This is a genomic window from Bradyrhizobium sp. CAR08, assembly GCF_052871955.1.
Window position 1 is genome coordinate 96932 of record NZ_JBIXJX010000002.1, and the last position, 23189, is coordinate 120120.

The window sequence follows — 23189 nt, forward strand, 5'->3', positions numbered from 1 at the left end:
GCTTCGGCGGACGTGAGGAGAGAAGGAAGATCGGGCTATTTCAGCTTGCCGGTGGACAGATCCATGATCATGCGTGTGGTCAGATAAAGCCGCGGCACGATGCTGTTGAGTTGCACATATTCGGCATCGTTGGAATGCGCGCCGAACCCCGACAGGCCCATGCCTTCCACCACGGCTCCGGTGGTCTTGAGTGCGGCAAACGCCGCGTCGGTGCCGCCGCCGGTCGCCTTCTCGTCGACTTTGAGAGGCAGTCCGATCTCCTCATAGATCGTCTTGCCGTGGGCCGCGACTCGACGTGAGGCGTCGTTGGCCTCCAGCGGCGGACGGCGCACCTCGAATTTCAGCTCGACCTTGGACTCGGGCAGCAGGTGATTCTTGATCTTCTCCTGCAGTGTCTTCTCGAGCTCGTCGAAATCGGTGACCTTAAGTGCACGTGCGTCGGCCTGGGCCGTGGCCTCCGCGGGGATCACGTTGCGGTTGGTGCCGGCCTTGGAGACCGTCCAGTTCAGTTTCAGGCCGTGCTCTGGTTTGGACAGGTCCTTCATCTGCAGCAGCTGGTGGGAGAGTTCGTACAGCGCGTTGACGCCGCCCTCGGGCCGTGAGCCTGCATGTGACGACTTGCCCTGCACCGTGAGATAGGCCGAGCCGATGCCGCTGGTGGCCAGCCGCAGCGTGCCGTCGGTACCGCCGCCTTCAAAGGAGAACACCACATCCTGATCCGCAGCGAACCTGGTGATGGTGCTGCGCCAGCCCGGTGAGGAGATCTCCTCGTCGCCATTGGTGAGCACCGTGAGCGTGCCGTAGTCCCGGAAGCTCAGCTTCTGCAGCAACGCCACGGTATGAAGAATGAGCGCGACGCCCTGCTTGTCGTCGGCAATGCCGAGGCCGTAGGCCTTGTCGCCGTCAATGCGGAACGGTTGATCCTTCAGCATGCCCTTCAGGTACACGGTGTCCATGTGGGCGATCAGCATGATCTTCTTGCTGCCGGTGCCCTTGAATACGGCGTGTACGGCCGGGCCGATCTTCTCGGGTGTGTCGTCGAGGCGATAGACGTCGGTGGGTTCGAGGATCTCCACCGTGCCGCCGAGCTGCTTGAGCTGGCCGGCAACGCGCTGGGCGATCTGGTTCAGACCTTCGACATCCTTGCTGCCGGATTCGATGCTGACGAGATCGCGCAGCGTGTCGAGCAGCGGCTGCTGCTCTTTTTGCGCCAACGCATGGACGTCGGCCATGACATTCGCGCTCAGCTCAGCATGCGCCGGCATTGCCGCACATCCCAGCCAGAGCGACGCGATCAACGAACCAACGAGCGATGGAGCAGGGTAGGATCGCGACATGCGTGGCGGCCTTAGGTTGGGGGAATGGCGCGGTATGCCCGTGTTTCCGGCGCTTGTCACGTGCCCGGCGCGCCCGTCATGCCCGGCCGAGGCGGGCGTGATGGGAACGGCCAGGGCCGCGGGCCGTCTAAGCCTAAAGTCGTAGAACCGGATGGCGCGGGAGCTGGGCATTTTCGTCCCTCACATCGTGAGGGATGGAAATCGGACGACACATGTTCCATGCTGGCCTCCAAGCCTCGGCAAGAAGGCCCATCGTCACAATCCATCAGGGTAGGACATCATGAAAAGACGAGATTTCATCAAGGTCACCGGGCTTGGTGCGGCGGGTGTCGCCACGCTCGCCGCTCCAGCGATCGCGCAGACGACGCCCGAGATCAAATGGCGCATGCCGACGAGCTGGCCGAAATCGCTCGACACGCTCTATGGCGGCGCCGAGATGATGGCCAAGATGGTCGCGGAAGCGACCGACAACAAATTCCAGATTCAGACATTTGCCGGCGGCGAGATCGTGCCGGGCCTTCAGGTGCTCGATGCCGTGCAGAACGGCACCTGCGAAATCGGCCACACCGCGTCTTATTATTATTTCGGCAAGGACCCGACCTTCACCTTCGGCTCGGCCGTGCCGTTCGGACCGAACATGCGCATCAACCAGGCCTGGTACATGCTGGGCGGCGGCAGGGAGATTCTCAACGAGTTCTACAAGAAGTACAACGTCGTCTCGCTGCTTGCCGGCAACACTGGCTGTCAGATGGGTGGCTGGTTCCGCAAGGAGGTCAAGACGCCTCAGGACTTCAGCGGGTTGAAATTCCGCATCGGCGGCTTCGCCGGCAAGGTGATGGCCAAGCTCGGCGCGGTGCCGCAGCAGATCGCCGGCGGCGACATTTATCCGGCGCTGGAGAAGGGCACCATCGACGCCGCGGAATGGGTCGGGCCCTATGACGACGAGAAGCTCGGCTTCGTGAAAGTCGCGCCGCATTATTACTTCCCGGGCTGGTGGGAAGGCGGGCCGATGCTTCTGGCCTTCGTCAACCAGGACAAGTGGAACGCGCTGCCGAAGCACTATCAGAGCATCCTCGAGCAGGCGGGGCACTACGCCAACAACTGGATGATGGCGAAGTATGACCAGTCCAATCCACCGGCGTTGCGGCGCCTGCTCGCAGCCGGCGCCAAGCTGCATCCGTTCTCGCCCGAGGTCATGCAAGCCTGCTTCAAGGCGGCAAAGGAGCTGCACACCGAAGTCTCGGCTACCAACGCGGACTTCAAGAAGGTCTACGAATCGCTGACCGCGTTCTCGAACAACGGATATCAGTGGTTCCAGGTCGCCGAAGTCGGCTATGACAACTTCATGGCGCGCAACTCGCAGAGCTGATCGCAGAGCGCACGATCGGCCCAAACGAAAAAACCCGGAGCTTTCGCTCCGGGTTCTTTTTTGCAGGCGGGCCGGGCGCTATTGCTTCGGCTGGCCGAAGTCGAGCGGCGGCAGATCGATCTGGGGAATATCGATCTTGATGCTGTTGGGATCGACGGTGGACTGCACGCCCTTGTAGTGCATCACCATCGACGGGAACATGATCACGAGCAGCACCATGATCATCTGGATGACGACGAACGGCACCGCACCCCAATAGATCTGTCCCGTCGTGACCGGCTCCATGCGTTTGCCGGTGACGCGATCGGTATAACGTTCCTTCGGCGCGACCGAGCGCAAATAGAACAGCGCAAATCCGAACGGCGGATGCATGAACGACGTCTGCATGTTGACGCCCAGGATGACGCCGAACCAGATCAGGTCGATGCCGAGATGCTCGGCAGCCGGCCCGAGCAGCGGGATCACGATGAAGGCGAGTTCGAAGAAGTCGAGGAAGAACGCCAGCACGAAGACGAAGGCGTTGACGAAGATCAGGAAGCCGATCTGGCCGCCGGGCAGGGAGGTCAGCAGGTGCTCGACCCAGACGTGGCCGCTGACGCCGTAGAAGGTGAGCGAGAACACGCGTGCCCCGACCAGGATGAAGACGACGAACGCGGACAGCTTCGCCGTCGATTCGGTAGCCTGACGGATCAGGTCCCAGGTCAGCCGCCGCTTCGCGGCTCCGAGAATGAGGGCCCCGGCTGCACCCATCGCACCGCCTTCGGTGGGCGTCGCGACACCGATGAAGATCGTGCCCAGCACCAGGAAGATCAGGAATAGCGGCGGCACCATGACGAAGGTGGTCTGTTGCGCCATCTTCGAGAGAAAGCGGTAGCCCGTCAGCTTGTCGAGGACCCAGTTCGCGACGGCGACGAAGAACGCGAAGAGGATGCCGAAGAACATGCTGAGCACGACGAAGTCGGCGCCGTGTGTCTCCGAATTCCGCATCATGAACCAGCCGAAGACGCAGCTCGCCAGGAACAGCACGCCGAGCGACTTGAGGCCGCGGTCGCCGCTCTCCTCGCGGAAGCCGATCGCCTCCTTGGGAAGACCAGGCGCCGCCTTCGGGAAAATCATGGTCACGAGGAACGCGTAACCCGCATAGAGGCCGGCGAGCACCAGGCCCGGAATGAACGCGCCCTCGTACATGTCGCCGACCGACTTGCCGAGCTGGTCGGCCATCACGATCAGGACGAGCGACGGCGGAATGATCTGCGCCAGCGTGCCGGAGGCCGCGATGATGCCGGTCGCCACGCGGCGGTCGTAGCCGTAGCGCAGCATGATCGGCAGCGAGATCAGGCCCATCGAGATCACCGAGGCCGCCACGACGCCGGTGGTCGCCGCAAGCAGCGCGCCGACGAACACCACCGCGTAGGCGAGGCCGCCGCGGATGGTGCCGAACAACTGGCCGATGGTGTCGAGCAGATCCTCCGCCATGCCGGAGCGCTCGAGCACCAATCCCATGAAGGTGAAGAAGGGAATGGCGAGCAGCGTGTCGTTGTTCATGACCCCGTAGACGCGCTCCGGCAGGGCCTGGAGAAAGTCCGGGTGGAATTGGCCGAGCTGAACGCCGATGATGGCGAAGAACAGGCCGACGGCGCCGAGCGAAAATGCTGCCGGGTAGCCGAGCAGCAGCACGATCACGAGCGTCGCGAACATGATGGGCGCCAGATTGGCGATAATAAACGCGGTCATGACTTCCCCCTAAACCGTCGCCAACGGCTACTTCTTTTCGATCGCTTCGACGAGGTGCTCGACCTCGGCCTCCAGTGCGGACACCTGCGACTCGTGTGGGTCCGGGATCATGCCGCGCATGATCGCGATTCGCTTGATCAGCTCGGAGATGCCTTGAACGAGCAGGAGGGCGAAGCCGATCATGATCAGCGCTTTTGCCGGCCATTGTGGCAGGCCGCCCGCATTGCCGGATTGCTCGTTGATCTGGAGCGAGCGCAGGAAGAACGGTATTCCGGTCACGATCATGACAACGGTCAGCGGGATCAGGAAGAAGATGTGCCCGATGATGTCGATGATGTTGCGAGCCCGTTTCGGCATCATGCTATTGAAGATGTCGATCCGGATGTGCTCGTTGTCGAGCAGCGTCCAGGACGCGCATAGCAGGAACACGATGCTGAAAAGCACCCATTGCAGCTCGAGCCACGAGTTGGAGGACGTGTCCAATGTCTTTCGGATGATCGCATTCAGCGCCGAGATGACGACGGCGAGCAGGATCAGCCAAGCCAGACGCTTGCCCGTCCAACGTGTGAACGCGTCAATTCCATTGCTCAGCTTCAGGAGCGCTTGCAAGATTGGTCCTCCCCGATTTGCCCCGGCCGTCTTGACTGCGCCGAGTGGGCGCGTTGGCTTGTCTCGCCGCGCAGGCATGAGGCTGCCGCACCAAACCAGCGAGCGTGCCGCCAGTCAATCGGAAGTTTGTTGATAGTTAAGGGGAATAAGCCGCGGCCGGCCAGCCGATGTTAGCCGCCGGTGACGCTCATGTGCCTGGAGACGCTGGGGCGGTCGTGGCGGCGGTCGATAATGAAATCGTGGCCCTTGGGCTTCAGCCCAATGGCGCGGTCGATCGCATCCGCAAGCAGCGAATCGTCGTCCGATGCACGCAGAGGTTTGCGCAAATCGGAGGCATCCTCGTGGCCGAGGCAGGTGTGCAACGTTCCCGTGCAAGTGACGCGCACGCGATTGCAGGATTCGCAGAAATTATGGGTCATCGGGGTGATGAAGCCGAGCTTGCCGCCGGTCTCGGCGACGCTGACATAGCGCGCCGGCCCCCCGGTGCTCTCGGCCAGATCGGTCAGCGTGAACTGCTGGGCAAGGCGCGCGCGCACCAGCGACAGCGGCAGATATTGGTCGATTCGTCCCGATCCGATCTCGCCCATCGGCATGACCTCGATCAGCGTCAGCCCCATGCCCTTGCCGTGGGCCCAGCGCATCAGGTCGGGAAGTTCATCCTCGTTGAGGTTCTTCAGCGCCACGGCGTTGATCTTGACCGCGAGGCCCGCGGCGCGTGCCGCCTCGACGCCTTCCAGCACCTTGTCGATCTCGCCCCAGCGGGTGATCTCGCGAAACTTTTGCGGGTCGAGCGTGTCGAGCGAGACGTTGATGCGGCGGACGCCGCAATCGGCGAGCTCGCTGGCATGTTTCGCAAGCTGGGTGCCGTTGGTGGTCAGCGTCAGCTCGCTCAGCGCGCCGCTCTTGAGATGCCGCGACAGCGAGCGCACCAGCGTCATCACGTTACGGCGGACCAGCGGTTCGCCGCCGGTGAGCCGCAGCTTCTTCACACCCTTGGCAATGAAGGCCGAGCAGAGCCGATCGAGTTCCTCCAGCGTCAGCAGGTCCGCCTTGGGCAGGAACGTCATGTCTTCCGACATGCAGTAGAAGCAGCGCAGGTCGCAGCGGTCGGTGACGGAGACGCGCAAATACGAGATGGTCCGTCCGAACGGATCGGTCATCGTGCTCGACAGGGGGCTCGCGGAAAGTCCGTTCATACCAAATGCCTTGTCACTTGCGGCAACGCGAGCAGTTTTGCTCCAGCGGTGTCCTGGAAGCAATCTAAGCATCGAATGCGTCAGAGACAAATGGGGGATGACGGAGGTCAGCGCTTGCCCGCGTTCGGATCGGGGAAAGGCGAGCCCGCAGCCGGTGCGGCAGCAGCCGGGGCGACCGCGGCCGCCGCCGGTTTCGGTTTCTTCGGGCGGTGCGGCTTGCGGACCGGTCTTGGCGGAACGGCCGGCTGGAGCTCCGCGAAAACCGGGTTGGGGTCGGTGGTGATCGAGGCGGGGGTCGTGAAGTCACCGGGATTCCTGATGACGTTCACCGGCACGCTTACTGGCTGGTATTTCGGCAGCGCGAAAGCGACCGTGAAGGGGGCGTCGGGGGCGGGAACCGACACGGAGCAGGGGGTCTTGCAGCCCTGTCCGAGCGAGGTCGTGGCGTCAGCGCCCGGGGGATTGGATTCGAGCCGGACCTGGACGATCGGCGGGGCCGACTTGAACATGTCCCAGGAAGTCGAAGACATTGAGGAGCAGCCGGCAAGACTTGTCGCCCCGATGACGCTTACTCCAGCTAACGCAAACGAGATGACACGACGCATGGACCATCCACTTTTGCTGCGACGAACCGCCACACTCCACGCGAACTTAGGAGCGTCGTTTCCAGCGAGCAACCGGCGGGCCGCGCATAGTTAGCAGATGGTTAATGCGGGATTCTGCGGAATAATCAAACTATTTCAGCTACTTGAGAGTTTCCTGCGCAGTCATCAGGCTGCTGGCGGCGGCCGGCAGGTCGCGCATGTGATGGATCAGCCGGTCCGGCTTCAGCTCGGCGATCGGCACGTCCGTATAGCCGAAGCTGACCCCGATCACGGGAACTCCGGCGCGCCGGGCCACGCCGACATCGGGTCCGGCATCGCCGACCATGATGCTCGCTTTGACCTCGCCGCCGGCCCGCGCCACCGTTTCCCGGAAAATGGTCGGATCGGGCTTCTGGACGCCAAAAGTGTCAGCGCCGCAGATCGCGGCGAAGCGCCGGCTCAGGTCGAGCTGATCCAGCAGGCGCTTCGACAACCATTCCAGCTTGTTGGTGCAGACCGCGAGACGATGGCCTTGGACCGCAAATTGGTCGAGCGCGGCCTCCAGCCCCTCGAACGGCCTGGATTCGACGGCGATATTGTCGGCGTAATAGGCGATGAAATCGGCCGTCATCCGGTCCATGTCGGCAACCGTGACGCTGCGGCCCTCGGCCTCCAGCCCCCGCTCGATCAGCTTGCGGGCGCCGGCGCCGATCATGTTGCGGGCCGAGGCCATCGGCACGGGCGGCAGCCCTTCGCGGTCGAGCACGTAATTGAGCGCCGTGATCAGGTCGGGCGCCGTATCCACAAGCGTGCCGTCGAGATCGAAGACGATGGTGTGGGAGGGGGTCATGGTCCAGCGCTACCGGCCCGGCCCCGCCCGCGCAAGGGCCGAAGCCATAAGATCACCTTATAAGGTGGGTCCGGAGGCCGGTTCCCCCAGACCCTGTTCTCCGAGGGAAAACGAGGCTACACAGGCCGCCGCGAGCCTATGAGGCAGCACACTCGTAATTCAGGGACGGCGCAACGTGAACATGGACCAGTTGAAGCGGCAGGCAGCGGCGCGCGCCCTCGAGGACGTCCGAGACGGCATGCAGCTCGGGCTTGGGACCGGCTCGACTGCCAAACATTTCGTCGAGCTGCTCGGCGAGCGGGTCCGCGCCGGACTGAAAGTGATCGGCGTGCCGACCTCCGAGGCGACGCGTCTCGATGCAATCCGCTGCGGCGTGCCGCTGACCACGCTGGATGAGATCGATCATCTCGACATCACCGTCGACGGCGCCGACGAGATCGATCCCGAACTCAATCTGATCAAGGGCGGCGGCGGCGCGCTGTTGCGCGAGAAAATCGTGGCGGCCGCCTCGGATCGCATGATCGTGATTGCCGACGACACCAAATGGGTGCCGACACTCGGCGGCTTTCCGCTGCCGGTCGAAGTCATCCCGTTCGGGCTCGGCGCAACGCGTCGCGCGATCGAGAAGGCGTTTGCGGAATGCGGCGTTTCCGGGCAGATGGCGGTCCGCAACGGCAAGGACGGCCACGTTTTCGTCACCGATGGCGGCCACTGGATCCTCGATGCCCAGCTCGAAAAGATTGAGGATCCCGCCCGCCTCGCCACGGCGTTGAGCGCGATCCCCGGCGTCGTCGAGCATGGTTTGTTCATCGGCTTGGCCAGCTCGGCTGTCTTGGCGGGTGGCGAGGGAATTCGCGTGATTGAACGGCGAAAGCCGAAAGGAGACTAGGAATGAAGAGCGTTTTGAAATTGTTGCCGGTCGCGACCCTCGCTGTGGGACTGGCCCTCTCGGTCGCCCCGGCCGGGGCCCAGCAGGCGGCTCCGCCGAAATCGTCGCCGACGGCCATCGCGGCCGCCAAGGAGATCCTCGCGATCAAGAACGCCAGTGCGATGTATGCCAACGCCGTGCCCGGCCTGGTCGATAAGACCAGGATCGCGCTGATCCAGCAGAACCTCAACTATCAGAAGGATCTCACCGAGGTCGCCGGGGTCGTCAACCAGCAGCTGGCAGGCCGCGAAAAGGAGATCGGAGAAGGCATGGCGCAGGTCTATGCCAGCGAGTTCACCGAGCAGGAGCTGAAGGATCTCGTCACCTTCTACAAGTCGCCGCTGGGCAAGAAGCTGATCGAAGCCGAGCCGCGCGCGATCGGGCTGAGCATGGCCTTCATGAACTCCTGGGCTCAGAACTTCTCCGAGACCGTGATGGGTGCCTTCCGCGCCGAGATGCGCAAGCGTGGCAAGGAGATCTGACAGTCCCTATCTGATCGGAATCCGGATCATGTTCTGAAAGAGGTCGGAGTGGACAATGGCTGAATTCGACGTCGACCTCTTTGTCATCGGTGGCGGTTCGGGCGGCGTGCGCGCCGCCCGCATCGCGGCCGGCTACGGCGCCCGCGTCATGATCGCGGAAGAGTACCGCATGGGCGGGACCTGCGTGATCCGCGGCTGTGTGCCGAAGAAGCTGTTCGTCATCGGCTCGCATTTCCGCCATGAGATCGAGGACGCCGCCGGCTTTGGCTGGACCGTTCCGTCTGCGACCTTCGACTGGCCGACGCTGATCGCCAACAAGGACAAGGAGATCGCGCGTCTGGAGGCGGCTTACACCGCCAATGTCGAGAAGTCGGGCGCGCAAATCGTCAAGAGCCGCGCGGTGATCGAGGACAAGCACACCGTCCGCCTGCTCGAGAACGACCGGAAGATCACTGCAAAATACATTTTGATCGCCACCGGCGGCGCGCCCAATCACGGCGCTCCGATTCCCGGCATCGAGCACGTGATCTCCTCCAACGAGGCGTTTCACCTGGCCAAGCTGCCGAAGCGGATCGTGATCCAGGGCGGCGGCTACATCGCGCTGGAGTTCGCCGGCATCTTCGCCGGCTTCGGCTCCGACGTCACAGTCATCTATCGCGGCGACAACATTCTTCGCGGCTTCGACGAGGATGTTCGCGCCCATGTCCGCGCCGAGATGGAGAAGCAGGGCATCACCATCCTGACCGGCTGCACGGTGACGAAGGTCGATCGGCACGGCGAGGAATTCACCACGCATCTGTCGAACGGATCGAGCCTTGCCTCCGACCAGGTGATGTTCGCGATCGGCCGCCATCCCGCGGTCGCCAATCTCGGCCTGGAGAAGGCCGGCGTCGCCATCAACCCGCGGAACGGCGGCATCGCGGTCGACCATTTCTCCAAGAGCTCGGTCGACAGCATCTACGCGATCGGCGACGTCACCCATCGCTTCAACCTGACGCCGGTCGCGATCCGCGAGGGCCATGCTTTCGCCGACAGCGTGTTCGGCAAGCGCGAGGTGCAGGTCGATCACGCCAACATCCCGACCGCCGTGTTCTCGCAGCCGGAGGTCGGCACCGTCGGCCTGACCGAGACGGAAGCCCGCGCGCAATTCAGCCATATCGACATTTACAAGACCACGTTCCGGCCCATCAAGGCGACGATGTCGGGCCGCGATACCCGCGTGCTGATGAAGCTCGTCGTCGATGGTTCAACCGACCGTGTGCTCGGCTGTCACATCGTCGGCGATGCCGCAGCCGAGATCACGCAGGCAGTCGCGATTGCGGTGAAGATGAAGGCGACCAAGGCCGATTTCGACGCGACGATCGCGCTGCATCCGACCGCGTCCGAAGAGCTCGTCACCATGCGCACCCCGACCGCCCGCCACGTCCGCCAAGCGGCGGAGTAACTCCGCTCAGCCGTACAGGTATCCGACCGGCTTGCCCTCGGTGCGCAGCGGACGGATGTCCTTCTGCGTGATGATCTGACCGGCGAGGCCGTCGATCTCGTCGCGTTGCGTCGGCGTCCAGCTGCGGAGGTCGTTCATGCCCTTGAGAAGGCCGAGCCGAAGGACCTGCGTGTTCTCACCAACACCGACGAGGCTTGTGGCGTTCTTGCCCGCCGTCACCACATCGCCGGCCGCGAGCTCAAAGGTCTCGCCAGTCTTGTTCCTGAATTCGGCCGTGCCGCGGATCACGCGGTAGATCACGACCTCGCCCTTGGCGAAACATGTGGTGTCCGCCGCTGACGACGTGCTCTTGGACAAGAGCGATTGGCCGCGCGGATCGGTTGCGATGATGTGGCCGGCGACGAGGTGACCGCTCGGAGCCTCGATCCCGATATCGCGCACGTAAACCGGCATGGCCGATTTGATCGGGCTGTCGGTGAGCGGCTTGAACAGCGCATCCAGCGCCAAGGGGTCCTGGAGCCAGAAGCCTGCATCGACCGGGCGATCATGCAGAGAGTGGCTCCATGCCACCCGCGGCGTCTCGGCTTCGTTGATCTGGTCCGGACCGACGATGGTCGGGTTTGGAAACGTCGTCGGGTCAGTGATGAAGGCTTCGAGGAATTTGCCCGAATAGCCCATCGAGATTGGATCCGGCACCACCGTCTGCGGCGTCTTCAGATTCTCTTCGGTCGACAGTCCCGACCAGGTGTAGAACAGCTGTCGGTGCACGATCGCGCTTTGCAGCATCACCGCGCCGGGGCCGACATTATAGAAGCGCCCGTCATAGTCGAACGTGAACGCGCCCGACGTGACCAGCACGAGCTGAAAGCCGCCCGGCGGCAGATGAAGATGGAAGTCGGTAGGGCCGGTGTCGGGCAGATAGATCGGCAGATTGGTCGCGACCTCGTGCAGCAGGAAGGTTTCGTTGTTGGCGTGGAAACCCTCGTTGGCGCGATTGTAGAGGGCCTGCGGCCGGTACGTTGCCTCGAACTTCGCATTCCGGTCGCGATCGATCGCCACGAACTCCTGATCGTTGAGGCGAAGGGGCGCGCCGTCCGGGCGGGTGAGGCCGGTGAATTTGAGATCGCCGGTGGCATGCACGTTCATGGAATTCTCCGATCTGGCCCGCTCACCCTGTCTCGGCGCACGCATCTTGCTGAGAGCAGGGGATCAGGCCTGATGCTGCCTTGCGAATTTTAGGCCAGTCGAGGCGGTGCGCGGCACGCAAGGCTTTGCGACTCGCCGCCACGCGATGAAAAATCGAGGTTGCACTTGAGGTTAGATGACGCGCTTGACCAGCCTGCATGGCCATGTTCGCCCAGTCTGCAATCCTGGTGACGAGACGTGTCTTGTCTAATTTGGCGGCATTCTGGCGCGGATGCGCAGCTGCGCCGATCAGGAGAAGTCGGCGGCCGGGTGGCTGAAGCCGTTCATTCGAAAGCTCGACGGACGGTCCGCTCGGGCTTGCCGTACGGGCTGTCAGCCCACTTCGCCATGTCCACTGCACGCGCCTCGATGAGCTCGCACCAGAGGCAGCTGAGCTCCGCGCGCCCTTTGGCCGAGAGCATCGGAATGAGGCCATGGCCACAGCCAGCGCAACATTTGACGTGATTCATCGTTCTCTCCGCGACCTTACGCATTCAGGACCGACATTGTTGCTCCCGAAGCTTGCGCGGGCGCTATGAAGGCGCGGGAACGCCTGCGGCGGGGGTGCTCGTGCCCGAGATCGTCGCGTCTGCGATCCAGCGCGACACGGCGGCGATGTCTTCCGCATTGTCGCGGAAGGCGCGAAGCTGGAATTCGGCCGAGCTGCCGCGTTCGACGATGGTGCGACAGTGTTCGACCTCGGCCATGCAGTTCAGCGCGGCGGCGTCTTCGGCGATGTGCTCGATCACACGGGAGAGCAGCTCGGAGATCTCGACCGGCCCGTCCTTGGAGGCAAAGATGCAATCGGTGCCGTAGCGCTGGGCGCGCCATTTGTTTTCCACCGCAATTGCGCGTTCGACCGCGGTGACCTCTTTCGAGAGATGAGGTCGCAGGTAGAGATAGCGGGTCAGGCAGCGATAGAGCGAGGCAATGGCAACGGCGTCGTCGACGAAGGTGCAGGTATCGGGCGCACGCAGCTCGAGGGTCGGGTGCTTCATCGAGGGGCGCATGGCCCACCAGATGTGACTTTCATCGGGGATGACGCCCGAGCGCTGCAACGCGCCGACATATTCGTCGTAATCCTGCCGGCTCTCGAATAATTCGGGCAGGCCAGTGCGCGGCAGCTCGGAATAGGCGGCGAGCCGATAGCCCTTCAGTCCGGTCTTGTGTGAATTCCAGAACGGGGAGGAGGCCGACAGGGCGATGAACAAGGGCAGATGCGGCTGCATCGCTCGCATCACCGCCATGCGCTTTTCGGGATCGGGCAACTGGACGTGCACGTGCATGCCGCACATCAGGTTGCGGTGGCCGATGCTGCGCAGATCCTCAATCATCTCCTCGTAGCGTGGCTTCGGGCTCGGCTGCGACATGCGCCAGACCGCGGTCGGGTGCGTGCCGCAGGCCATGATCACGAAGCCGTATTGTGCCGCGACGTTTGCGACTTCGCGACGCAGGAAGCGAAGCTCTTCGCGCGCGTCGGCGACGTCGACATGCACGTTGGTGGCGACCTCGAGCTGCGACTGTAACATCTCCCGCATCGCCTGGCCGCCTGTCGACCAATTCGCAGATTCGAATAGCTCATTCGGGGTCTGGATCGCGACCTCCAGGCTGCGGCGATCGGCGAGGAAGTATTCCTCCTCGATACCGAACGAGTATTCCGCAGCCTTGCCGCGTCCGCCGGCCGAGCGAATGACGAGGTGCTGCCTGTCCTCGGAGGAATCGAGCCGCAGCAGTTTCAAGACGTCTGACGCCAATGTCATCGTGCCACCCGGCCAAGGTATTTACCCGCGGGCGATAATCCTTCTGGCAGGAGCGGGTTCCGCGTCGACCTCACTGGAAATTGCAAGATCGAACGGAACAATTTTCGCGCTCTCGGACGCACGTGCGACCAGCGCGTGATTCGCGGGCACTTCCGTCCAGTCTGTTTCCTTGTCGAACGGCTCGGAGACGACGATGACTTGGCCGCCAGCCTCGCGGAAATAGAGCGTGTTGGCGGCATCGTTGACCGCAACCCGGAAGGCATAGAGATCCCGGCCGTTGGCGAGGGCGCTGGTGAAGCGTAGCCGCTCACGAAGCTCGCCTTCGTTGACGAGGCCGACGAGGGCTCGCAGCACGCGATGCGTTGCGCCGAGCGGATCGGCGTCGAGACCCGCGCCCATCATGGCGAGAAACACGGCTTCCGAATCGGTCGTGCCTGTCCGCGAGGGGTAGTAGGCATCGGGGATCAGCGCCTCGACCTTGCGCCGTAGGCGATTCCAGCTGCCGACGAAACCATTGTGCATGAACATCCACTGGCCGCAGGCAAAGGGATGGCAGTTCTGCCGCGTCACTGCCGTGCCGGTGGCGGCGCGCACATGGGCGAAGAACAGATGCGAGCGCAAATGGCGGCAGAGGTAGCGGAGATTTTCGTCCGACCAAGCGGGGCGTGTTTCACGATAAAGACCAGGCTCCGGATGCTCACCGTACCAGCCGAGACCAAAGCCGTCGCCATTCGAGCCCGCCGTCGACTGGAGCGAGCGGATGCTTTGCGCGATGAGCGAATGCTCGGGCTCGGTGACATAGGGCTCGAAGGACGTGGTCTCGCCCCGGTATGCGATCCAGCGGCACATAGGAATTCCGTCAGGAGATGCTTGCTGAAATGTATCAACGAACCTGACAGGACGATGGTTCCCGACAGCGAGTGTCGGGAACCAAGTGGCCACTAAACCGGAACCGGAATCAATGGCGCAACCTCGCGATCACCAGCGTTCTCGCTCGCTGCGAGACCTTGCGCGACGCCGACACGGTCAGCCTCGGGACGGTTCTGGCTCATCTTGCGCTTGCCTTCGAACCGCACGACGGGAATGCGCACGCCGACGATTCCGCGCAGCTGAGTTGCGATGAAATCTTCGGGGGCATCGGTAACGGCCCACGGCTTTGCACGCGATCCTTCATGCCTATTCGTGAGCCGCGTCACGGCGTCGAGCAGGCGCTCGGGCTCCTGGAAGAATTCGACCGGGCCGTAGGCATGCACCGCGACGTAGTTCCAGGTCGGCACGACCTTTTCGGTTTCCTGCTTGGTCGCGTACCAGGACGGCGTCACATAGGCGTCGGGACCGCTGAAGATCGCCAGCGCATCTCCGATCGGCGGCAGTTTCCATTGCGGGTTGGCTTTCGCCACATGTCCGTACAGCACGCCATGTTCGCCTTCGCTCTCGTCGAGAAGCAGCGGCAGCGGCGTGGCGACGGGGCCTTCGCTGGTGGCCGTGACCAGGCTGGCGAGGCGGGCGCCGCGAATGGTCGCTCGGATGCTCTCGATGTCGTCCTTGAAGGCGGGAGGGATGTACATGTCTATCTCCGGTGTTGCTCTGGAGATAGCCGGAATCTGGCCTGTAAGAAACTGCCAGTTATCGTCTATTTGATCAGTCCAGTTCGGCGACGGCTTGTGCGAGAAGCCTGCAGCCGCGCTCGATCTGTGCCACCTCCAATGCCGAATAGCCCATGACGAGGCCGACCGTCTTCCGCGGTCGGCGAGGTCCGACGAACAGCGCAGAGACGGAATAGATGCCGACGCCCTTTGCACGGGCCGCCTTGATCAACGCGTCCTCTCGCTTCTGCGGCAGGTCGTCGAACCACGCCACGATGTGCAGGCCGGCGGCCGTGCCCTCGATCCGGACGCGGTCCCCGAACCTGCGGCGAAGCGCGTCGAGCAGCGCCCGCTGGCGTTCGGCGTTGCGCCGGCGCACGCGCCTGATGTGGCCGTCATAGGCGCCGCTTTCCAGCATCGACGCGAGAGCGTCCTGTTCGATCAGCGGCGTGTGCCGGTCCATGATCTGCTTGGCGGCGGCGATCAGGGATCGCAGGGCGGAGGGCACCACCAGAAAGCCGATCCGCAAGGTCGGCGAGAGCGTCTTGGAGACGGTGCCGAGATAGATCACATTGCCGCCGCCTTCCAGCGCGTGCAGCGGCGGGATTGGCTTGGTATCGTAGCGATACTCGCTGTCGTAATCGTCCTCGATCACGTAGGCGTCGTTTGCCCTGGCCCAGGCGAGCAATTGGTGCCGGCGGCCGATCGGCATGACGCCGCCGAGCGGATATTGGTGCGACGGCGTGACATAGGCGAGGCGGGCTTCGACGCCATCGAGCCGCGCTGTCTCCAGTCCATCCACGTCGACGGGAATCGGGATCGTCTCGGCGCCCGTCGCTGCGAAAGTATGCCGCGCCATCTGGTAGCCGGGATCCTCCATCACGAAGCGGTCGCCGGCATCGAGCAGCAGGCGCGCGCAGATGTCGAGGCCCTGCTGCGAGCCGTTGACGACGACGATCTGATCGACCTCGCAGCGGACGCTACGCGACCGCCAGAGATAGCCTTGAAGCGCGGTCCGCAGCCGCAGCGCCCCGCAGGGATCGTCATAGGCCAGCCGCTCGGGCTTGCGCGCCATCGCAGCGGTCACGGCCTTTTTCCATGCCAGTACCGGGAAATCCGACGGCGCGAGCTCGCCATAGCGGAAGTTCGCGACCAGCCCGCGCGGCGGCTCGGACCAGCGCGGCGGGTCTTGAAGCAACCGGTTCCCGAAGGCCGACAGCCGCACCTTCCGCGCCGACGGCCGCGACACTACGCGCGTGCGTCCTCGCTCGACGACGGCGCGAGCCACGCGCGGTCGCGCGCCATGGCGTGTTTCGATGAAGCCTTCGGCGGCGAGCTGTTCGTAGGCGATCGTGACGGTCGAGCGCGCCACGCCCATCTCACCGGCCAGCGCGCGGGAGGACGGCAGCACCCCGTCGATCCCGTACACCCGTGCCATGATCTGATCCCGCAGGACTTCGTAGATCTGGCGCGCGCCCATGCGGTCGGCACGGGGCGCGGGATTGGTCTTCATCTGGATCATCCACATTCCGAACCGGCATTCGCCCGAGCGGACGATGTCGGAATGTGGTTCTAATCCCGTTCGCCGAGAGTTTCGACGTAAGCCTTGCCGTAGGGATGAAAATGCTCCCTGCGGCCCTGGTCCCACAGTGCCCTGAGGCCGGGCGCCGCGATGTCCCAATCCGGCCGGCACTTCATGCCGACTGCCCTGAGGTCCTGGCGGAGCTCTTCGACGGTTGGACGGCCGAAGAACCAGTAGCCGTTGTAGATCTTGTGAATGACGAGGCCGGGCTCGAGCACGATCACGTGCGGAATCATCGGATTGTGGACGGGGTCGGTGTATTCGGCGATGTCGAGATCTTTCTGAACGAGGCGCCGCGAATCCGAGAGAAAGGGCCAGTGCGCTCCGACGCCGCTGCGATATTCGCTGGTCTGGGTGATGTTGTCGGTCGTGATCGTGACCATCCGGCAATAGCCCACCTCCATCTCGCGATGGAGTTGCAGCAAGCCTTCGGCCTGGCGACGATCCTTGGGACAAAATCCGCCGCGGCCGAGCACGAGCACCATTGGATCGCCCGCCTGCAGTTCGGAGAGCTTCCGGTGCTTGCCGGTGTGGTCGCTGAGTTCGTAATCCGGGAAGGTTACTCCCGGCATCATGTCAGGTCGCATTGCGCTCTCCCACTTTTACAGATCAACCACGACGTCGTTTCGGGGTCGTGAGCAGCAGATCAGGACATTGCCGTCCGCCGGCGGATCGAGCGGATCCGGCGCATAGTCAACCGTCCCCGCGATCAACCCGCTCTCGCAATTGTGGCAGACGCCGGTCCGGCACGACCAGCGCACGGGGACGTCGCACGCCTCGGCCAATTCCAGCAGGCTGGCATAGGATGGTCCCCAGCGGACATTGAGGCCACTCCGGGCGAACGAAACCATCGGGCCGGGGCCGGGGGCACCGATCGGCGGGTGCGCCCGCTTCTGCGGGGAGGACGCTATGCCGGGCGTCAAGGACGGTCCGGCGCCGAACAATTCGGTGTGGATGCGATCCGGTGCGACGCCCAACGTGGTGAGGCCAGCTTTCAGATCGTTCATGAAACCTGCCGGTCCGCACAGATAGAAATCGCCGTCACGCGGCACGCTCAGGGTCTGGAGCAGGCATGCGTCGAGATGTCCGGCTGTGTCGAACGCCACATTGAGACGATCGTCCGGGTCAGGCGCGCTGTAGCAGACGTGGCTATGGTGACGAGAGAGCCCACCTAGCAATTCGCGCGCCTCGGCGGCGAACGCATGTTCGCGGCCATTGCGAGCGCCGTGCAGCCACCACACGTCCCGCGTCGTCGCTTCGGCGGCGAGCGCGTGAAGCATTGCGAGCAAAGGGGTGACGCCGATGCCGGCGCTCAACAGGATGACGGGGCGTGCATCTTGCCGGAGCGTGAAACTGCCGCGTGGCGCACCTAGTTGCACGGCAGCGCCGGCCAGCAGCTCGTCGGCAATGTAACGGCTGGCGGCGCCGTGAACTTCGCGCTTGATGCTGACGCGATAGGACGCGGCATCGGCGCCGCCCGACAGCGAATAGCTGCGTGTCATCGCCTGCGCACCGGAGGGCTCGAGCTTGATGACGACGAATTGACCGGGCAGGGCGGTCGCCACGGGATGTCCGTCGGCGGGTTCGAGGATCAGCGACGTCACGTTGCCGCTTTCGGCGATCTTTCGCGCCACGCGAAAGGAGCGGAATCCGCGCCAGGCCGGAGCTGGGCTCGCCGCCGGCCCAAGCCCGGCGTTTCCCGCGGTCTTGTTGTCCTTCTGCTGCTCGAGCAGCGCCTCGAAAGAACGGCGCCAGCCGCGGCTCAGCGCGGGAATCCGCAGCGCGCGCTCCAGGCGTTCGCGCGGATGAGGCGGCAGGTAAAGCAGCGCATTGATCTCGAACACGCTCATGCGCTCGGGTCCCACAGCGATCTGTGTGATCTCGTCACCGGCTTCGACGTCGCCTTCCTCGATCACACGGAAATAAAATCCGGGCCGCCCGTGCCTGACGAGCAGCGCGGCCATGTCCGGCTCGTCCATGCGAATGCCGAGACGGTAGCAGGTGACGCGCGGCTGCGTCACTTCGAACACCGCGGAGCCGATCCTGTAGCGGTCTCCGATGCACACGTTGGTGTCGGCGAGGCCCTCGACCGTAAAGTTCTCGCCGAACTGGCCATGAACGAGGTTGGATCGACCCGGATGCTCCTGCCAGTACCGATAGGATTCATCCTGATAGACGAATACGGCACGATGTTCGCCGCCATGACCGGCCGTATCGCCCTGGCCGTCGCCATCGATGTTGAGCCGGCGCACCCTGCGCGGGCCTGTGACCTGTGCCTTCCAGATGCCGGTGTGGACGGTCCGACCCTGCCAAGCGACGTCGCGCGGCAGGCCGACATTGACCGAAAGCAGACGTGCCATTCCGTGTTCCCGATCTGGCTGCGTGGTTCTGCCGTCATCCTTGCATCCGGATGGGGTTTTTGGCTCGTTAGTCGTTGTTAGACGTTGCGAGCAAGCCTTGCCACCGGCGGCCCTGAGGCCAATTTGAAATGCGTAACGTAAACGCAGTCGGTACAACGGGAGATCACGATGGATGATCAGGGCAAGCTGGCCGCGCTCCAGCGCCATTGGGATGCTTCGGATGCGAACGATTTCGAGGCCGAGCACGACATCTATCGCGAGGACGCGGTGCTCGACTATCCGCAGTCCGGCGAGCGCATTCGCGGTCGCAGGAAGATTCAAGAGAGCCGGTTCGTGCAGCCGAACAAGAAGCGCTTCACGGTTCGGCGGATCGTCGGCAGTAACGATCTCTGGGTGAGCGAATTCGTGCTGACCTATGACGGGGTGCCGTCTTACGTAGTGAGCATCATGGAATTCCGCGACGGCCTCGTGGCGCACGAGACTCAATATTTCGGCGACAGGTTCGAGCCGTCGCCCTCGCGGTCGCATCTTGTCGAGCGGGTGGGGTAGGCTGAGTGCTCCGCACTCCGCTGTCATTCCCCGCGCAGGCGGGGAATCCAGTACGCTGCGGCTTCTCGACAAACTACGGGCGTCTCGGAGTACTGGATCGCCCGCCTGCGCGGGCGATGACAGTAAAAGACATGATCGCAGGTGCGGAGCGCGCAGAACTGCTTAGCCAATGTGGCAACACGGAACCCGATGCGGCGGCTGGTCGCAGTCGCGTCGTCTTGATTCCGACAGCCCCATCTTTATGTGTGAAACGAACAAGAATCCGGGCCCCTCTGGCGAGGAAGTCGACGCTGTCGGCAAAACCTCGTGATGTCGGATGACCTGTCCCGCGCGAATGCGATGGATCGGCCGATCGTCGGGCCTTCTTGAGAGTCTCTCCGACCGAATCGTCCCCATCGCAGCTCCGTGCGGTCTTTCGCAAGATAAGGGAGCAACGATGTCCGACGCCAAGCATTCAAATCCGATCGAAATCGAGATCACCGAGCCGTCCAGCCTGAACGAGCAGGCTGCGGTGGCACTGGTGATCGTCGGCGCGCTGGTTGCCGTCGCCGACCGGCAAGTTTCGCCGGTCGAACGCGACGAGGTCGTCCGGTTCATCCGGGATCGCAAGCTGGCGCCGCATATCTCGGACGACCGGCTCTACGCGATGTTCGACGAGCTTGCTGAACGACTCGAGGAGCCGGATTTCGCCAATGTGGTGATCGAGAATTTGCGTCCGGTTTCAGACCTGCCGCTGTCGGCTCATTTGATGGAACTGTCGGAGCGCGTCGCGGCCGCAGACGAGGACGTGCATCCCCACGAAGTGCAGGCGATCAAGCTGTTGCGCCTGCTGACGCTGGTGCTGCCGCGCGCAAAGCAGGTGACGCCGGGTGCAGTGCGCGCCGAACACCGCATCGCCGCCGAGGAGTAAGCATGAGCGTAGTTTCGGACGAGGATAAGACAGGGACTGCGGGCGCTAGCGGCCAGATGGCTGGCGGCGACCCGCGCCTCGACAAGCTTGTCCGTCGCCTGCCGCCGCGCATGGGCGACACCGTCACCTATCTGCTCAAGCCATCCAGCCGCTGGGTGAGAATCCCTTCGGGTGCGCTGCTGATTGTCGGCGGCGTGCTCTCCTTCCTGCCGGTGCTCGGTGTCTGGATGCTACCGCTCGGCCTCGCTTTGCTCGCGGAAGACGTGCCCGCGCTGCGCTCCGCGCGCGCCAAGGTTCTGGATTGGGTCGAGCGGAAGAAGCCGCACTGGCTCGATCCGTCCGCACCGAAAAATGACCAATCATGACTGAATTCATCACCACCGAAGCGCTGACCGCGCTGCTTCAGGTCGTCCTGATCGACCTCGTGCTCGCCGGCGACAACGCCGTCGTCATCGGCCTTGCCGCAGCCGGCCTCGCGGCCGAGCAGCGCCGGCGCGCCATCGTCGTCGGCATCATCGCCGCCACCGCCCTGCGCATCGTCTTTGCCGGCGTCGCGACCCAGCTTCTGCAAGTGATCGGGCTATTGCTCGCCGGCGGCGTGCTGCTGCTCTGGGTGTGCTGGAAGATGTGGCGGGAGCTGCGCGAGCAGTCCGCGCATGCGAACGAGCTCGCGTTCAGCCATGGCGGCAGCAGCGCTGCGCCTGCGTCCCGAAAGACCTTCAGGCAGGCGGCGGTGCAGATCGTCGCCGCCGACGTCTCGATGTCGCTCGACAACGTGCTCGCGGTCGCGGGCGCTGCGCGCGAGCATCCCTACATCCTCGCTTTCGGCCTGCTATTGTCGGTCGCGTTGATGGGCGTCGCCGCCGATTTGCTCGGCCGCGTGCTCCAGAAGCAGCGCTGGATCGGCTATGTCGGCCTCGCCATCATCGTTTACGTCGCCTTCGAGATGATCTATCGCGGATCGCTCGAGCTCGCGCCTGTGATCGCGAGTCTCTGAGGCAACGCGCCTGTCCATCATCCGGAGTGATCAATGACGTCCGAACCCAAAGCACCTTCGGCGGATTCCGTGCCGGCGCCGCAAATCGGCCCGTTTGCCCAACTCATCTTTGGCTCGCGCTGGCTGCAGGTCCCGCTTTATGTCGGCCTCATCGTCGCGCAGGCCGTCTATGTGCTGCTGTTCCTGAAGGAGCTCTGGCACCTGGTCGTGCACTCGTTCGACGCCAGCGAGCAGCAGATCATGCTGGTCGTGCTCGGGCTGATCGACGTCGTGATGATCTCGAACCTGCTGGTGATGGTGATCGTCGGCGGTTACGAGACCTTCGTCTCGCGCCTGAACCTCAGCGGTCATCCGGACGAGCCGGAATGGCTCAGCCACGTCAATGCCAGCGTGCTCAAGATCAAGCTTGCGATGGCGATCATCGGCATCTCCTCGATCTCGCTGCTCAGGACCTTCATCGAGGCGGGCAATCTCGGCACGACGCGGAGCAATTTCACCGAGAGCGGCGTGATGTGGCAGGTGCTGATCCACCTGACCTTCATCATCTCCGCGATCGGCATCGCCTGGGTCGACCGCCTCGGCGATAGCGGCCAGCGCAAGGGAGCCGGCCACGGCTGAGCGTCAGACGTCGGCGTTTGATCAGGCGATCTGCGGATGCGCCGCGTTTTCCCGCCGCTCGCGCTCGCCCAATTCGCGCACCAGCTCCTGGAGGAAGGATTCCGTGTGGGCGGGCAGGGTGCGCTCGGCGCGAACGTAGATGCCGAGATCTGACCACACCGGACTGCCGGCGTTGTCGAGCGGCAGGAAGACGAGCCGGCTGTCGCGCGATAGTCGGTCGATGCCGAGCTGGGTCTGGAAGGCGACGCCGACGCCGCGCGCGGCGAGTTCGCGCATCAGGTCGATCGAGTTGGCCTGGATGGCCGGCTCCGGCGTCTCGGACAGCTGCGCGATCAGCGGCTGCAGCAGATGGTAGATCGACAGCTCCGGCAGCGCATGGATGACGGGAAAGGCGAGACATTGGGTTAGCGTGACCGTCTTGCCGCGCGCCAGTGGATGATCGCACGCCACGACCGCGCCGAGGCGAAACCGTTTCAAGGCGACCTGGCGCAGATCCGGCGGATGGCGCAGCGCCATGGCGATGCCGATGTCGGCCTCGCCGCGGCTCAAGGCCTCCAGCACATCCGACGATCCCTTCACCTCGGTGGTGAAGCTGACGCGCCGGGCGCGGCCACGATGGGCGGCGATCAGGTCCGGCAGCACCGACTCCGTGAGCGACTCGATGCAGGCAATGCTGACAGTGCCGTGCCACGTCCCGGACAGGGACGCGACGTCCGAGCGGAAGCGGTCGAGGTCCTGGAGCACGTTCATGACGTGCCGGGCCAACATCTCCCCGACCGTCGTCAGCGTCAGGCCGCGCGCATTGCGCTCGAACAAGGGTGACCCAACCTCTTGTTCAAGCTTGAGAATCTGGCGGCTTACGGCCGACGAGGCAACGTTCAGCATGCGCGCAGCGGCCCGGATCGAGCCGGTGCGGCGGACGGCGTGGAAGTACTGGATGGCTGGTGAGTGAAATCGCATGGGACCCCCGGCCGGACTATAGCCGTTGCCGAAACGGCATCAACGTGTACGAAATTCTGTGCTTTTCGAGTGCGCTCCTCCCACCTAGGTTCGCCGCCGGCTTGGCCGGTCCTGTCGGGCCGTCATGCCATGCGCAACGAGGCGCCAGG

General features: G+C 63.8%; 23 protein-coding genes. 9 read left to right on the plus strand and 14 right to left on the minus strand.

Going from position 1 to position 23189, the window contains the following annotated elements; all coding sequences use genetic code 11:
* Nucleotides 1-35: 35 nt before the first annotated feature.
* The gene (locus ACIPUD_RS04105) at nucleotides 36-1337 is read right to left on the minus strand and encodes a M20/M25/M40 family metallo-hydrolase (protein ID WP_446480165.1); all 1302 of its coding nucleotides are present in this window, start codon (nucleotides 1335-1337) and stop codon (nucleotides 36-38) included.
* A 280-nt stretch (nucleotides 1338-1617) separates the two neighbouring features.
* Between ACIPUD_RS04105 and ACIPUD_RS04110 the strand changes: the two genes are divergently transcribed.
* The gene (locus tag ACIPUD_RS04110; RefSeq protein WP_085352726.1) at nucleotides 1618-2706 is read left to right on the plus strand and encodes a TRAP transporter substrate-binding protein; all 1089 of its coding nucleotides are present in this window, start codon (nucleotides 1618-1620) and stop codon (nucleotides 2704-2706) included.
* A gap of 78 nt (nucleotides 2707-2784) precedes the next feature.
* On the opposite strand, the gene ACIPUD_RS04115 is transcribed toward ACIPUD_RS04110, so the two are convergent.
* From ACIPUD_RS04115 to ACIPUD_RS04135, 5 genes are all read right to left on the minus strand, one after another.
* Nucleotides 2785-4440: a TRAP transporter large permease gene (locus tag ACIPUD_RS04115; RefSeq protein ID WP_247406586.1), complete on the minus strand. Its 1656-nt coding sequence runs from the start codon at nucleotides 4438-4440 to the stop codon at nucleotides 2785-2787.
* 27 nt (nucleotides 4441-4467) lie between these two features.
* Nucleotides 4468-5049 carry a TRAP transporter small permease subunit gene (locus tag ACIPUD_RS04120; protein WP_018459380.1) on the minus strand — a complete coding sequence of 194 codons (582 nt, stop codon included), beginning with the start codon at nucleotides 5047-5049 and terminating at the stop codon, nucleotides 4468-4470.
* 170 nt (nucleotides 5050-5219) lie between these two features.
* On the minus strand, nucleotides 5220-6245 hold the full coding sequence (moaA, locus tag ACIPUD_RS04125) for a GTP 3',8-cyclase MoaA (RefSeq protein WP_085352728.1): 1026 nt from the start codon (nucleotides 6243-6245) through the stop codon (nucleotides 5220-5222).
* A 107-nt stretch (nucleotides 6246-6352) separates the two neighbouring features.
* On the minus strand, nucleotides 6353-6850 hold the full coding sequence (locus ACIPUD_RS04130; protein WP_446480166.1) for a hypothetical protein: 498 nt from the start codon (nucleotides 6848-6850) through the stop codon (nucleotides 6353-6355).
* A 139-nt stretch (nucleotides 6851-6989) separates the two neighbouring features.
* Nucleotides 6990-7679, minus strand: a complete 690-nt coding sequence (locus ACIPUD_RS04135) for an HAD-IA family hydrolase (protein WP_085395850.1) — start codon at nucleotides 7677-7679, stop codon at nucleotides 6990-6992.
* Between the two features lie 175 nt (nucleotides 7680-7854).
* Between ACIPUD_RS04135 and rpiA the strand changes: the two genes are divergently transcribed.
* Genes rpiA through gor form a run of 3 tightly spaced genes read left to right on the plus strand, consistent with a single transcriptional unit; the run spans nucleotide 7855 to nucleotide 10533 of the window.
* Nucleotides 7855-8568 (plus strand): ribose-5-phosphate isomerase RpiA, encoded by a 714-nt coding sequence (rpiA, locus tag ACIPUD_RS04140; RefSeq protein WP_085352729.1) that lies wholly within the window; start codon nucleotides 7855-7857, stop codon nucleotides 8566-8568.
* Between the two features lie 2 nt (nucleotides 8569-8570).
* Entirely contained in the window at nucleotides 8571-9089 is a 519-nt protein-coding gene (locus ACIPUD_RS04145; protein ID WP_085352730.1) for a DUF2059 domain-containing protein, read from the plus strand.
* Between the two features lie 55 nt (nucleotides 9090-9144).
* Complete coding sequence (gene gor, locus ACIPUD_RS04150) at nucleotides 9145-10533, plus strand: glutathione-disulfide reductase (RefSeq protein ID WP_018459374.1); 1389 nt, start codon at nucleotides 9145-9147, stop codon at nucleotides 10531-10533.
* A gap of 6 nt (nucleotides 10534-10539) precedes the next feature.
* Here gor and ACIPUD_RS04155 read toward each other — a convergent pair whose 3' ends face one another.
* From ACIPUD_RS04155 to ACIPUD_RS04185, 7 genes are all read right to left on the minus strand, one after another.
* A complete protein-coding gene (locus ACIPUD_RS04155; protein ID WP_018459373.1) occupies nucleotides 10540-11679 on the minus strand; it encodes a hypothetical protein in 1140 nt (379 codons plus the stop codon).
* 572 nt (nucleotides 11680-12251) lie between these two features.
* Nucleotides 12252-13478 (minus strand): carboxylate-amine ligase, encoded by a 1227-nt coding sequence (locus ACIPUD_RS04160; protein ID WP_143273417.1) that lies wholly within the window; start codon nucleotides 13476-13478, stop codon nucleotides 12252-12254.
* 21 nt (nucleotides 13479-13499) lie between these two features.
* On the minus strand, nucleotides 13500-14327 hold the full coding sequence (locus ACIPUD_RS04165; protein WP_085352733.1) for a class II glutamine amidotransferase: 828 nt from the start codon (nucleotides 14325-14327) through the stop codon (nucleotides 13500-13502).
* Nucleotides 14328-14419: 92 nt separating this feature from the next.
* Complete coding sequence (locus ACIPUD_RS04170) at nucleotides 14420-15046, minus strand: FMN-binding negative transcriptional regulator (protein WP_018459369.1); 627 nt, start codon at nucleotides 15044-15046, stop codon at nucleotides 14420-14422.
* Nucleotides 15047-15119: 73 nt separating this feature from the next.
* Nucleotides 15120-16586, minus strand: coding sequence for a MocR-like pyridoxine biosynthesis transcription factor PdxR (gene pdxR, locus ACIPUD_RS04175; RefSeq protein WP_247297645.1), 1467 nt, complete (start codon nucleotides 16584-16586; stop codon nucleotides 15120-15122).
* A 50-nt stretch (nucleotides 16587-16636) separates the two neighbouring features.
* Nucleotides 16637-17233 (minus strand): redoxin domain-containing protein, encoded by a 597-nt coding sequence (locus tag ACIPUD_RS04180; RefSeq protein ID WP_026233787.1) that lies wholly within the window; start codon nucleotides 17231-17233, stop codon nucleotides 16637-16639.
* A 15-nt stretch (nucleotides 17234-17248) separates the two neighbouring features.
* A complete protein-coding gene (locus ACIPUD_RS04185) occupies nucleotides 17249-19006 on the minus strand; it encodes an MOSC domain-containing protein (RefSeq protein ID WP_446480167.1) in 1758 nt (585 codons plus the stop codon).
* Between the two features lie 168 nt (nucleotides 19007-19174).
* On the opposite strand from ACIPUD_RS04185, the gene ACIPUD_RS04190 reads away from it, so the two are divergent.
* The 5 genes from ACIPUD_RS04190 to ACIPUD_RS04210 all read left to right on the plus strand — a co-directional run bounded on the left by ACIPUD_RS04190 (nucleotide 19175) and on the right by ACIPUD_RS04210 (nucleotide 22080).
* Nucleotides 19175-19555 carry a nuclear transport factor 2 family protein gene (locus tag ACIPUD_RS04190; protein ID WP_247454193.1) on the plus strand — a complete coding sequence of 127 codons (381 nt, stop codon included), beginning with the start codon at nucleotides 19175-19177 and terminating at the stop codon, nucleotides 19553-19555.
* Between the two features lie 436 nt (nucleotides 19556-19991).
* Nucleotides 19992-20465: a tellurite resistance TerB family protein gene (locus tag ACIPUD_RS04195; RefSeq protein WP_085352736.1), complete on the plus strand. Its 474-nt coding sequence runs from the start codon at nucleotides 19992-19994 to the stop codon at nucleotides 20463-20465.
* A gap of 2 nt (nucleotides 20466-20467) precedes the next feature.
* A complete protein-coding gene (locus ACIPUD_RS04200) occupies nucleotides 20468-20830 on the plus strand; it encodes a hypothetical protein (protein WP_247391213.1) in 363 nt (120 codons plus the stop codon).
* Nucleotides 20827-21462, plus strand: a complete 636-nt coding sequence (locus ACIPUD_RS04205) for a YjbE family putative metal transport protein (RefSeq protein ID WP_446480168.1) — start codon at nucleotides 20827-20829, stop codon at nucleotides 21460-21462. Before ACIPUD_RS04200 ends, ACIPUD_RS04205 begins: the two co-directional genes overlap by 4 nt.
* Before the next feature lie 33 nt (nucleotides 21463-21495).
* Nucleotides 21496-22080 carry a TIGR00645 family protein gene (locus tag ACIPUD_RS04210; protein WP_018459361.1) on the plus strand — a complete coding sequence of 195 codons (585 nt, stop codon included), beginning with the start codon at nucleotides 21496-21498 and terminating at the stop codon, nucleotides 22078-22080.
* 21 nt (nucleotides 22081-22101) lie between these two features.
* Here the strand turns inward: ACIPUD_RS04210 and ACIPUD_RS04215 are convergent, their stop codons facing one another.
* Nucleotides 22102-23040 carry a LysR family transcriptional regulator gene (locus tag ACIPUD_RS04215; protein WP_247297641.1) on the minus strand — a complete coding sequence of 313 codons (939 nt, stop codon included), beginning with the start codon at nucleotides 23038-23040 and terminating at the stop codon, nucleotides 22102-22104.
* Nucleotides 23041-23189 lie beyond the last annotated feature (149 nt).